Origin of the sequence: Pantoea sp. MBLJ3 (genome assembly GCF_000816655.1) — a bacterium.
Classification (GTDB): Bacteria; Pseudomonadota; Gammaproteobacteria; order Enterobacterales; family Enterobacteriaceae; genus Pantoea; species Pantoea eucalypti.
Map to the genome: position 1 here is coordinate 830,187 of NZ_JSUT01000005.1, position 12,093 is coordinate 842,279.

Below are 12,093 nucleotides of genomic sequence, written 5' to 3' on the forward strand. Positions count from 1 at the left end.
CTTGTTATAACGCCTCGAGCCGGCTGCGGCGTTTACGCTCACGCATAAACAGAATAACCAGCCCAAACCACAGCACGCCGCTGATAAAGTTAATCAGACAGAACCACAGCGTGCCGCCACTGAAATAGCCACTTTTCGCCAGTTCAATTCCCACCGCCAGCGTCAGAATACTGATCATACCCAGCATCGCGGCTACGCTACCTTTACCTTCATTACTGGCGTAAAGCGTCAGGCGATACAGCCCGGCATTTACCATTCCGGCACCAAAAGCGTAGAGACTCAGGCCGGCGGTAATCAGCAGATAACTATGACTGTTGAGCAGGCTTGCGGCCAGCGCAAGACTCAGGCCAATCAGAATGGGCCAGGCGGCGAACTTCACCGGCTGTTCAATCGGCACCCGTCCCGCCAGCTTACTCAGCGTCAGGTTACCGGCGATCATCGCCAGAAACACCGGCAGCTGCAGCAGGGCGTACTGCATGCGTGACAGGCCTTCATCATGCATCAGGATCACCGGCGAAAGGGCAACCCAGGTGAGGATTGGAATAAACACCAGCCCGATCGCAAAAGAGCCAGACACCACCAGACGGTCTTTCATTAACCGGCCATAGTTGCGCGCCAGATTGGGCAGGGCGATAGAATGACTGCGGTCGCCTGCAGTTTCGGGCATCACACGCCACAGCACCACAAAAGCGACCAGGCTGCAGGCGGCAAACAGCCAGAACATGCTGCGCCAGCTGCCAACAGTGAGCCAGGCGGCACCAGCCAGTGGGCCTGCCAGCGGAGCCAGTAACGCTACGTTAGCCATCAGCGCCATCATCCGCACCGCCAGCGCCTCATCAAAGGCTTCCTGGATCGCGGCATAGCCAACTGCGCCGATAAAGCAGAGGCTGATGCCCTGAATGAAGCGCAGGCTGACAAATTCCTCAATCGAGCTGACCCAGTGCGTCAGCATGCAGGCGACAGCAAAAAACAGGATGCCAGACAGCATCACCGGTCGCCGGCCAAACTTATCAGAGAGCGGACCCAGCAGCCATTGCAGCACTACACCACCAATCAGGTAGGCGGTTAGCGAAGTAGAGACCCACTCAGGGCCAACAGAGAACTCACTGGTGACGATCAGCATACCAGGCTGGATCATGTCGTGAGCAATATAGGTAGCAAACTCGAATAGCACTAACGCCAGAGGAAAAAGTAAAATTCGGCCGGTAAGCTGGCTGATAGGCTGGAAACGGGGCATCTTGCCTCCTTGTCAGAAAAGAAAACGCGACTGCCTGGCAGTCGCGTCATTGATTCTACACCGACAATGTCAACCCAGACTCAATTAATCCACGCGAAGCACACGGGTGGTGTTGGTGGTGCCGGTGGCGCCCATCACATCACCCTGCGTCACGATGACCAGATCGCCGGAGACCAGGAAGCCTTTATCACGCAGCAGGTTAACCGCGTCGTGTGCAGCAGCGACGCCGTCGTTGTTGCTGTCGAAGAACACCGGCGTGACACCGCGATAGAGTGCGGTAAGGTTCAGGGTGCGTTCATGGCGCGACATCGCAAAAATCGGCAGGCCTGAAGTGATACGCGAGGTCATCAGCGGCGTACGGCCAGACTCGGTCATGGTGATGATGGCGGTCACGCCCTGCAGATGGTTCGCAGCATACATAGAAGACATAGCGATCGCTTCTTCGACGTTGTCGAACTGCACATCCAGACGGTGTTTGGAGACGTTAACGCTTGGAATCTTCTCTGCACCCAGGCAGACCTTCGCCATCGCTGAAACGGTTTCAGCCGGATACTGACCTGCGGCGGTTTCCGCAGACAGCATCACGGCATCGGTACCATCCAGCACGGCGTTTGCCACGTCCATAACTTCTGCACGGGTCGGCATCGGGTTAGTGATCATCGACTCCATCATCTGGGTCGCGGTAATGATAGTGCGGTTAAGCTGGCGGGCACGGCGAATTAACGCTTTCTGAATGCCGACCAGTTCCGGATCGCCAATCTCAACGCCCAGGTCGCCACGCGCAACCATCACCACGTCAGAGGCCAGAATGATGTCATCCATCGCTTCCTGGCTGGCAACCGCTTCGGCACGTTCCACTTTAGCCACCAGTTTGGCGTCGCAACCGGCTTCACGCGCCAGGCGACGTGCCAGGTTCATATCTTCACCACAGCGGGGGAAGGAGACAGCCAGATAATCGACACGGATTTTAGCGGCGGTGATGATATCCGCTTTATCTTTTTCGGTAAGCGCTTCAGCCGACAGGCCGCCGCCCAGCTTGTTAATGCCTTTGTTGTTCGACAGTGGGCCACCGACAGTAACTTCGGTGAACACTTTCATCTCCTGAACTTCCAGCACTTTCAGCTGCACGCGACCATCATCCAGCAGCAGAATATCGCCTGGCACCACATCTGCAGGCAGGCCTTTGTAGTCGATTCCGACACGCTCTTTATCGCCTTCGCCTTTACCCAGATTGGCATCCAGCAGGAAACGGTCGCCGATATTCAGGAAAACTTTGCCTTCTTTGAAGGTAGAAACGCGAATTTTTGGGCCCTGAAGGTCACCGAGGATAGCCACATGGCGACCCAGTTTTGCCGCGATTTCGCGCACTTTATCAGCACGCAGCTGGTGGTCTTCTGGCGTGCCGTGAGAGAAGTTGAGTCGTACAACGTTCGCGCCGGCAGCGATGATTTTTTCCAGGTTATTATCACGATCGGTAGCCGGGCCGAGGGTTGTAACGATTTTGGTTCTTCTGAGACGTCTTGACATCGAGGACTCCGTAAACATTTAAGCGTGTCATGGACAGTGGACACAGCAAGGTTATCTATTCTATATGATCGATGGGTTGTGATACGACTCACATTGTAAATGTGATGTTAATTTTTTTGCTGATCATCCTTTTCCCGAATGGTGTTCTTTTCGTAACGCGACGCTTTCAACGCCTCTTTCACGCGTTTCAGGTTTTCCCGGAAGGGCGCACCCCGTTCCAGAGTAAAACCAGTCGCCAGCACATCAATCACGGTCAACTGCGCCAGGCGCGACACCATCGGCAAATAGACATCAGTATCTTCCGGTACATCAAGCACTAAAGCTATCGCTGCTTCATGAGCAAGGGGTGAATCGGGAGAGGTGATGGCAATAACGGTGGAACCGTTTACACGGGCCAGGCGAGCCAGTTCTACCATATTTTTTGTGCGTCCAGTATGCGAAATAAGAACAAATACGTCACCGGCTCGACTATTTATGCAACTCATGCGCTGGATCACAATATCGTCCGACCAGATGACCGGCAGATTAAAACGCAGAAATTTGGTGAAAGCGTCATGCGCCACTACAGCGGACGCACCGAGCCCGAAAAAGGCGAGTTTATCGGCCTGCGCGAGCAGGGTTACCGCCTGTTGCAGATGCGCGCTGTTCAGCTGATCGCGCACCCGCTGCAGTCCTGCAAGCGCTGAGTCGAAGATTTTGTGGCTGTAGTTCTCTGCTGTGTCGTCGTCTTCAACGCCCCGGCTGACCCAGTTGCTGCCCTTCACCAGGCTCTGCGCCAAATGCAGTTTAAAGTCGGGAAAGCCCCGTGCACCCAGTCGGTGGCAAAAGCGGTTCACGGTGGGTTCACTGACGCCGGCAATGCCGGCGAGTGTTGCGATGCTGGAGTGCATCGCCGCCTGCGGTTCAGCCAGAATCTGCCGGGCGACTTTCATTTCCGCTTTGCTCAGCGCTGCATACTGCGCCTCAATTTTTTCCAGCATATTCATAAGCTGATGACCATAATCACTTTTATCATTTCAATTATCACTGTCGCAGGAGCCGATTAACAGAGACTATATCGCGCCAGCACCTGGCAAGCGCAACGGCTGACAAGTTGATTGCTCTTTTTTTTGGGATACTTTGACCGGTGCCAGATTTTCCTGACACCAACAGAAACAGAAAAAAACGGCAATCCGCACGTGTCATCACACGTGTTTAGCACATCCGGTACAGAGTTAATGCGGTTGACCCGGCGAGTCGGTTTACCTGGCGCAGGGAAAAAAGTACATTGTGCTGAAAGAAAATAATAACCTGGACCCGGTGGCAGAAGATGCATCACCACCGGATTATCCTGCAACGAGGAGAGGAAAATGGCGGTAACACAAATAGCCCAGGCATGCGATCTGGTGATTTTCGGTGCCAAAGGCGATCTTGCACGCCGTAAACTGTTGCCTTCACTGTACCAGTTAGAGAAAGCGGGTCAGATCCATGAAGAAACCCGCATTATTGGTGTCGGCCGTGCTGAGTGGGATAAAGCGGAATACACCAAAGTGGTACGTGAAGCGCTGGAAACCTTCATGAAGGAGAAGATTGACGAAGCGCTGTGGGATAAACTCAGCAACCGTCTCGACTTCTGCAACCTCGATGTTAATGACACCACGCACTTCCCGAAACTGGGCAAGATGCTGGATCAGAAAAACCGCACCACCATCAACTATTTTGCGATGCCACCCAGCACCTTTGGCGCGATCTGTCAGGGCCTGGGCACGGCGAAGCTGAATGCCAAACCGGCGCGCGTGGTAATGGAGAAGCCGCTGGGCACCTCACTGGAAACCTCTCAGGAGATCAACGACAGCGTTGGCGAATACTTTGAAGAGAGCCAGGTGTTCCGTATTGACCACTATCTCGGCAAAGAGACCGTGCTTAACCTGCTGGCGTTGCGCTTTGCTAACTCCATCTTCGTCAACAACTGGGATAACCGCACCATCGACCATGTGCAGATCACCGTGGCCGAAGAAGTGGGCATTGAAGGCCGCTGGGGTTACTTCGATAAAGCGGGCCAGATGCGCGACATGATCCAGAACCATTTGTTGCAGATTCTGACCATGATTGCGATGTCGCCGCCGTCCGATCTCAGCGCCGACAGCATCCGTGACGAAAAAGTGAAAGTGCTGCGCTCGCTGCGCCGCATCGATCAGACCAACGTACGTGAGAAAACCGTGCGCGGTCAGTACACCGCTGGCTTTGTGCAGGGCAAAAAAGTGCCGGGCTACCTGGAAGAAGAGGGCGCCAATAAAACGAGCGCAACAGAGACGTTCGTGGCGATTCGTGTCGATATCGATAACTGGCGCTGGGCAGGCGTGCCGTTCTACCTGCGTACCGGTAAGCGCTTACCGACCAAGTGCTCTGAAGTTGTGGTTTACTTCAAAAACCCTGAGATGAACCTGTTTAAGGATTCCTACTCAGAACTGCCACAGAACAAGCTGACGATTCGTCTGCAGCCGGACGAAGGTGTGGATATCGAGATCCTGAATAAAGTGCCAGGCCTCGATCACAAGCACAAACTGCAGACCACCAAGCTCGATCTGAGTTACTCCGAGACATTTAACCAGTCGCACCTCGCTGATGCTTATGAGCGTCTTCTGCTGGAGAGCATGCGCGGTATCCAGGCGCTGTTTGTGCGCCGTGATGAAGTGGAAGCCGCATGGACCTATGTCGATTCTATTATCGAAGCATGGGCTGCGGATGGCGATTCCTCCAAACCGTATCAGGCGGGCACCTGGGGTCCGGTGGCTTCGGTCGCGATGATCACCCGCGATGGCCGGTCGTGGAACGAATTTGAATAACTAAAGTGATGATAAAGCCCGCAACGCGGGCTTTTTTTTCGCCGTTAAACCGGGCCAGAGCATGCAGATAAAATTGAACTGCTGTTTCAAAATGGTCGCAGGGTGATAGACGCTCAGGAAGCGGATCATGTATGGTAGTGGCGCAATTTACAGGGCAGGAGCCGATGCTCCATGACCGGGTCATAATCCCGGTGTTATCAAGCAAGGGGAACTGATGAAAAACTGGAAAACGAGTGCTGAAAAGATTCTGACCACCGGACCTGTGGTGCCGGTCATCGTGGTGAACAAACTCGAACACGCGGTGCCGATGGCGAAAGCACTGGTGGCGGGCGGTGTCAGAGTGCTGGAAGTGACGCTGCGCACACCGGTGGCGATGGATGCCTTACGGGCGATGATCAAAGAAGTGCCGGATGCGATCGTTGGTGCGGGAACCGTAATTAACCCGCAGCAGTTAGAGGAAGTGACCGATGCCGGTGCGCAGTTTGTTATCAGCCCCGGCGTCACCGAATCGCTGTTGAAAGCGGCGGTTGACGGGCCGGTTCCGTTGATTCCGGGTATCAGCACCGTTTCTGAGTTAATGACGGGTATGGACTACGGTCTGCGCGAGTTTAAGTTCTTCCCGGCAGAAGCGAATGGTGGCGTTAAAGCGCTGCAGGCGATTGGCGGACCTTTCCCGCAGGTGCGTTTCTGTCCGACCGGCGGTATCTCTCCGGCCAACTATCGTGACTATCTGGCGCTGAAAAGCGTGCTCTGCATCGGGGGTTCATGGCTTGTGCCTAACGATGCGCTGGAAGCGGGCGACTGGGATCGCATTACCCGCCTGGCACGCGAAGCTGTGGAAGGCGCGAAGTAAGTAATGGCGGTGAGCATTTGCTCACCGCATAACGTCAACCCTGAACCGTGACCGCGGCTGCGCTGGCAACCGCACGCGCAATCGCCTGTTCGGTGCTATCACCGCTGGCGAGCGCCACACCAAGACGACGCTGACCGCTGATCTCCGGCTTGCCGAACAGTCGCAGTTGCAGCCCTGCCCCCAGTGCTGCTTCGACATTCACAAACTGTACGTTCTGGCTGGTCAGTTGCGGCAGGATAACGGCGGAAGCAGAGGGACCATACTGACGAATCCCGCCAACAGGCAGACCCAGAAACGCCCGCACGTGCAGCGCAAACTCAGACAGATCCTGCGAGATCAGCGTCACCATGCCGGTGTCGTGTGGGCGCGGTGATACTTCACTGAACACCACCTCATCTCCGCAGACAAACAGCTCAACGCCAAACAGACCATAGCCGCCAAGCGCCTTAACGACCTCTGCGGCAACATCCTGTGCCCGCTGCAGCGCCAGCTCACTCATCTGCTGCGGCTGCCATGATTCACGGTAATCGCCATCTTCCTGACGATGACCAATCGGTGCACAGAAGTGAATGCCATCGACGGCACTGATAGTGAGCAGGGTGATCTCAAAATCGAAGTTGACGACGCCTTCAACAATGACGCGACCGGCTCCGGCGCGACCGCCCTGTTGTGCGTAGTCCCAGGCTTTATCAAGCTGGCTGGCGTCGCGGATAAAGCTCTGGCCTTTACCCGATGAACTCATCACCGGCTTCACAATGCAGGGAAAGCCAATCTCTGCAGCGGCTTCGTCGAAGCGCGCCTTGCTGTCGGCAAAGCGATAACGGGAAGTTGGCAGTGACAACTCTTCAGCCGCCAGGCGACGAATGCCTTCGCGATTCATCGTGAGGCGTGCGGCACGGGCAGTCGGAACCACGCGCTGGCCTTGCTGCTCCAGTTCAACCAGGGTATCCGTGGCGATGGCTTCAATTTCCGGTACCACAAAATCCGGCTGCTCTTCCGCTATCAGCGCAGCCAGGGCCGCGCCATCCAGCATGTTAATCACATGGCTGCGATGGGCGACATGCATCGCCGGGGCATCGGCGTAACGATCAACCGCGATCACTTCCACCCCCAGACGCTGACACTCCAGCGCCACCTCTTTACCCAGTTCACCTGAACCCAATAGCATTACACGCGTCGCCGCCGGACGCAGCGCTGTTCCGAGAGTTGTCATACATTCCCCTAAGCAGTCAAAATTCGCGCGCAAGTATAAACGAAAACGTTTGCGTTCTCATCTTTCATCCATGTGACACCGCTTTTTGCCGTACTTTTCCCGCTCTGACGTTTCCTGACATCCTTTTGGTCAGGATAACGGCTGACATCCTGAAAGGAGTGAATGATGAATAACTGGTTGCAACAGATTCAGTCGGTGCTGACAAAGAAGAGCGGTGAGAGCAAACCGGGCGGCGGCTTAAGTGACATGCTGGCACCCGGCGCGCTGGGCGGTCTGGCTGCGATGCTGATCTCCAGTAAGTCGTCGCGCAAACTGCTGACCAAATATGGCGGCAAAGCCCTGATTGTGGGAGGGGGTGCGGCAGCAGGCGCGGTACTGTGGAACAAATACAAGCAGCGGGTTAGCGAAGCGCATCAGAATGAGCCTGACTTTGGTGTGGCACAGACGCCCGTGGACCTGCGCGCTGAGCGTCTGGTCACTGCGCTGGTGTTTGCTGCTAAAAGTGACGGGCATATCGACGATCAGGAGCGAGCCGCGATTGAGCAGAACATTCATCAATCCGGTTATGGTCAGGATGCAGAGCAACTGATTCAGAAAGCGATGAATCGCCCCCTGGATCCGCAGTGGCTGTCGGCTGATGTGAAAAATGAAGAGGAGGCGCTGGAGCTTTATTTCCTGAGTTGTGCCGCTATCGACGTCGACCACTTTATGGAGCGCAGCTATCTCTCCGCCCTGGGCGACGCCCTGAAAATTCCTCAGGATGTTCGTGATGGCATTCAACAGGACCTCGAGGCCGAAAAAGCCCGTCTGCCTGCCAGTTAAACTCTCGATTCTCCGCCAGCGGGTCACTGAAGATGTTCCGCTGGCGGCAGCTTCTCACCCTATGTCTGGCTTCCCGCTGCTGAAGTGTTACGCTTACAGATCATTACGTTGATGGAGACGGATGGATGAAAGCACCCATCGCAAAAAAAACACCCCACGAGATGACGCTGCATGGCGAGACCCGCGTTGATAATTATTACTGGCTGCGCGACGACAAACGCGAAAACAGCGAGGTTCTTGATTACCTCCGAGCCGAAAATAATTACGGCAAAAAAATCATGTCGTCGCAGCAACCGCTGCAGGACCGGGTGTTAAAAGAGATTATCGATCGGCTGCCGCCGGAAGATCACTCCGTGCCTTATGTCAAAAACGGTTACCGCTATCAGAGCCGTTATCAGAGCGGTAACGAATACCCGGCCTATTACCGTCAGCCTGCAGCAAGCGATGAATCGGGCGAGTGGAGCCTGCTGCTGGATGCCAATCAGCGCGCCTCGCACAGCGATTTCTACACCATGGGCGCGCTGCATATCAGCCCGGATAACCGGGTCATGGCGCTGGCGGAAGATTTCCTGTCGCGGCGGCAATATGGCATCCGGTTCCGTAACCTGGAAAGTGGCAGCTGGTATCCCGAAGTACTGAGCAACGCCTCATCCAGCTTCGCCTGGGGCAATGACTCACGCACCCTTTACTATGTGCGCAAGCACCCGCAGACGCTGCTCTCTTATCAGGTCTGGCGACACGAACTCGGTTCGCCGCAGTCCGATGATAAGCTGGTCTATGAAGAACGCGATGACACCTATCATCTCAGCGTGCACAAGAGCACCTCCAAGCAGTTCATCATGATTGCGCTCTACAGCACTAACACCAGCGAAATCCAGTTAATCGATGCGAACTTCCCTGATGCGCAGCCGCATGTGTTTTTGCCCCGCCGTCGCGATCACGAATACAGCATCGATCATTACGATCATCAGTTTTTCATTCGATCAAACCGTGACGGGAAAAACTTCGGGCTCTACCGCAGTCGCTATCTGGATGAGTCACGCTGGGAAACGCTGATTCCTGCGCGGGAACAGGTGGTGATGGAAGATTTTCAGCTGTTCCGCGACTGGCTGGTAGTGGAAGAGCGTCAGCGCGGCTTAACCAGTCTGCGTCAGATCAACTGGGCCAGCGGCGAGACCAGCGGCATCGCCTTTGACGATCCGACCTATGTGACGTGGCTTGCTTATAATCCCACGCCCCGCACCAGCAAACTGCGTTATGGCTACTCGTCCATGACCACGCCGACCACGCTGTTTGAACTGGATATGGATACGGGTGAACGTCGCATTCTGAAACAGAGCGCAGTGAAAGGCTTTAACGCGGAAGATTACAAAAGCGAGCACCACTGGATCAAAGTCAGCGATGGCACCGAAGTGCCGGTCTCGCTGGTTTATCACCGCAAGCATTATCAGCCCGGTCAGAACCCGATGCTGGTCTATGGCTACGGCGCTTATGGCAGCAGCATGGATGCCGATTTCAGCGTCAGCCGTCTGAGCCTGCTGGATCGCGGCTTTGTCTATGCCCTGATTCAGGTACGCGGTGGCGGTGAGCTGGGACAGCAATGGTATGACGGTGGTCGTCTGCTGAACAAAATGAACAGCTTTACTGATTTTATTGAGGTGACGGATGCGCTGGTGGCACGCGGCATCGGCCACCCGGAGCGGCTTTATGCCATGGGCGGTAGCGCAGGCGGGCTGTTGATGGGCGGGGTGATTAACCTGGCACCAGAACGGTTCCACGGCGTGGTGGCTCAGGTGCCATTTGTGGATGTGGTTACCACGATGCTGGATGAATCGATCCCGCTGACTACCGGTGAGTATGACGAGTGGGGCAACCCCAATGATCCTGAATATTACTGTTATATCCGCCAGTACAGCCCCTATGACAATATCGAGGCGAAGGATTATCCCCATCTGCTGGTCACGACTGGCCTGCACGACTCACAGGTGCAGTACTGGGAACCGGCCAAGTGGGTGGCGAAGCTAAGGTCGATGAAAACCGACAATAATCTTCTGCTGCTCTGCACCGACATGGATGCCGGTCACGGCGGCAAGTCCGGACGCTACAAAGCCTACGAAGGGATCGCGATGGAGTACACTTTCCTGCTCGGACTGGCGCAGGGTACCTTGCCGCCAGCCCAGGATTACTGAGATTCAGAGAGGTATTTATTCAGCGCCTGCCGCAATGGCGGGCGCAAATCACTGACATTATTCAGTACCCACTTCAGGTAGCCGGGATCTTTTCTGGCAATTACGGCAATCGCCTGGCCGCGATATTTGCCGAACGGCAGAATGTCGTCGCGCTGGGCCGCCGGTTGCGAACGCACAATCATTTCGGAGGCACTCCAGCCGGAGGTCTCCATGATACGGATCAGCAGCGCCGCCGTGACATAGCAGTCATACAGTGCGCGGTGCGCATGAAGCTCAGCGGGTGGCGTGACATCCAGCTTCAGCGAATGACGTAACGCCTGGTTGCCATATTTAATGCCCGGCCAGAGCTGGCGCGCCAGCTGCATGGTGCAGATCCATTCGCCGTACATTTCAGGCAGCATCCGCCGATCAAAACTGGCGTTGTGCGCGACATAAAAAGCGCTGCCGTAATAGCGTGGAATCGCTTCTTCAATCGTGGGTTTACCGGCGACCATTGCTTCGGTGATGCGATGTACAGCCATCGCCTGACGGCTGATCGGGCGGTCCGGTAGGGTCAAATCGCTCATTGGATTCACAATTCTACCGTCGACCACATCCACGGACGCAACTTCAACTACGCCGCCCTGCAGGCCGCAGGTTTCGGTATCAATAACGCGGAACATCATTGCTTCATCTTCGGTTCATAAGGAAGGCGCGACAGGCTGAGTGATGCCTGACGGTATTGCATCAGACGCTGACGAAACCAGTCACGCAGCGCTTCAGGCTGCTCCTGCGCCACCATCTCGGCGACGACCGGCATGTTATAGCGCTCTTTAAATGCCACGCCTGCGGCCGCCAAATCGACATTTATCTTGTCTTTCTCTTCCTGGGACAGCAATGCAAGGTTACGGCTCATAATTATCTCCTGACGATAGCCGGCAAAAGTAATGTTTTCGTCGGTCTGAATCAAGGATAAAGGATCGCATCGCTGGCCTCGACAGTGTAAAACCAGCAGCGTATCCTTTTGCCACGTTTACGCCCTGGCGGCGGTTAAAAGGATGATCTTATGCAGAAAAAAACTATTTCCCGCATGATTATAGCAGTGACGGCCGCGGGCATGATGGCCTTCAGCTCGCTGGCGGGGGCGCATGCACACCTCCAGTCTTCTCTCCCGGCGGCCAAAGCGCAGGTTACGACATCCCCTGATGCGCTGACGCTGAACTTCAGTGAAGATATTGAAGCGGCGTTCAGTGGCGTGACGCTGCTGGACAGTGCACAGAAGCCCGTCGTGACCGCCAAAGCCCGCGTTGAGTCTGACCAGAAAAAACGCCTGATTGTTGGCCTGCCGCAGCCGCTAAAAGCGGGAAGCTATCAGGTTAACTGGCATGTGCTGTCGGTGGATGGCCATAAAACCGCTGGAAGCTATCGCTTTAGTGTGAAGTAACCCG

Annotated in this window: 11 protein-coding genes; 5 read left to right on the top strand and 6 right to left on the bottom strand. The window is 55.4% G+C overall.

Annotated elements, in window-relative coordinates:
* Window positions 1-4 precede the first annotated feature (4 nt).
* From NP77_RS10225 to NP77_RS10235, 3 genes are all read right to left on the bottom strand, one after another.
* Complete coding sequence (locus NP77_RS10225; protein ID WP_003849218.1) at window positions 5-1,237, bottom strand: MFS transporter; 1,233 nt, start codon at window positions 1,235-1,237, stop codon at window positions 5-7.
* Window positions 1,238-1,321: 84 nt separating this feature from the next.
* Entirely contained in the window at window positions 1,322-2,764 is a 1,443-nt protein-coding gene (pyk, locus tag NP77_RS10230; RefSeq protein WP_003849220.1) for a pyruvate kinase, read from the bottom strand.
* 107 nt (window positions 2,765-2,871) lie between these two features.
* Complete coding sequence (locus tag NP77_RS10235) at window positions 2,872-3,750, bottom strand: MurR/RpiR family transcriptional regulator (protein WP_197066364.1); 879 nt, start codon at window positions 3,748-3,750, stop codon at window positions 2,872-2,874.
* A 363-nt stretch (window positions 3,751-4,113) separates the two neighbouring features.
* Between NP77_RS10235 and zwf the strand changes: the two genes are divergently transcribed.
* Together zwf and NP77_RS10245 are read left to right on the top strand one after the other, a co-directional pair.
* Window positions 4,114-5,589 carry a glucose-6-phosphate dehydrogenase gene (gene zwf / locus NP77_RS10240; protein WP_003849222.1) on the top strand — a complete coding sequence of 492 codons (1,476 nt, stop codon included), beginning with the start codon at window positions 4,114-4,116 and terminating at the stop codon, window positions 5,587-5,589.
* A 214-nt stretch (window positions 5,590-5,803) separates the two neighbouring features.
* The gene (locus NP77_RS10245) at window positions 5,804-6,442 is read left to right on the top strand and encodes a bifunctional 4-hydroxy-2-oxoglutarate aldolase/2-dehydro-3-deoxy-phosphogluconate aldolase (RefSeq protein ID WP_039660046.1); all 639 of its coding nucleotides are present in this window, start codon (window positions 5,804-5,806) and stop codon (window positions 6,440-6,442) included.
* A 34-nt stretch (window positions 6,443-6,476) separates the two neighbouring features.
* Here the strand turns inward: NP77_RS10245 and purT are convergent, their stop codons facing one another.
* Window positions 6,477-7,655 (bottom strand): formate-dependent phosphoribosylglycinamide formyltransferase, encoded by a 1,179-nt coding sequence (purT, locus tag NP77_RS10250; RefSeq protein WP_008925357.1) that lies wholly within the window; start codon window positions 7,653-7,655, stop codon window positions 6,477-6,479.
* A gap of 165 nt (window positions 7,656-7,820) precedes the next feature.
* Here purT and NP77_RS10255 point away from each other — a divergent pair, with 165 nt between their 5' ends.
* Both NP77_RS10255 and NP77_RS10260 read left to right on the top strand, forming a co-directional pair.
* Window positions 7,821-8,477: a tellurite resistance TerB family protein gene (locus tag NP77_RS10255; RefSeq protein ID WP_039660047.1), complete on the top strand. Its 657-nt coding sequence runs from the start codon at window positions 7,821-7,823 to the stop codon at window positions 8,475-8,477.
* A gap of 125 nt (window positions 8,478-8,602) precedes the next feature.
* Complete coding sequence (locus NP77_RS10260; RefSeq protein WP_039660049.1) at window positions 8,603-10,666, top strand: prolyl oligopeptidase family serine peptidase; 2,064 nt, start codon at window positions 8,603-8,605, stop codon at window positions 10,664-10,666.
* Here the strand turns inward: NP77_RS10260 and exoX are convergent.
* On the bottom strand, window positions 10,660-11,331 hold the full coding sequence (exoX, locus tag NP77_RS10265; protein ID WP_008925354.1) for an exodeoxyribonuclease X: 672 nt from the start codon (window positions 11,329-11,331) through the stop codon (window positions 10,660-10,662). The two genes, NP77_RS10260 and exoX, sit on opposite strands and share 7 nt — an antisense overlap.
* Entirely contained in the window at window positions 11,328-11,561 is a 234-nt protein-coding gene (locus tag NP77_RS10270) for a DNA polymerase III subunit theta (RefSeq protein ID WP_008925353.1), read from the bottom strand. The genes exoX and NP77_RS10270 overlap by 4 nt, the downstream gene beginning before the upstream one ends.
* Before the next feature lie 150 nt (window positions 11,562-11,711).
* Here NP77_RS10270 and copC point away from each other — a divergent pair, with 150 nt between their 5' ends.
* Window positions 11,712-12,089, top strand: a complete 378-nt coding sequence (copC, locus tag NP77_RS10275; RefSeq protein ID WP_003849236.1) for a copper homeostasis periplasmic binding protein CopC — start codon at window positions 11,712-11,714, stop codon at window positions 12,087-12,089.
* Window positions 12,090-12,093: the final 4 nt, after the last annotated feature.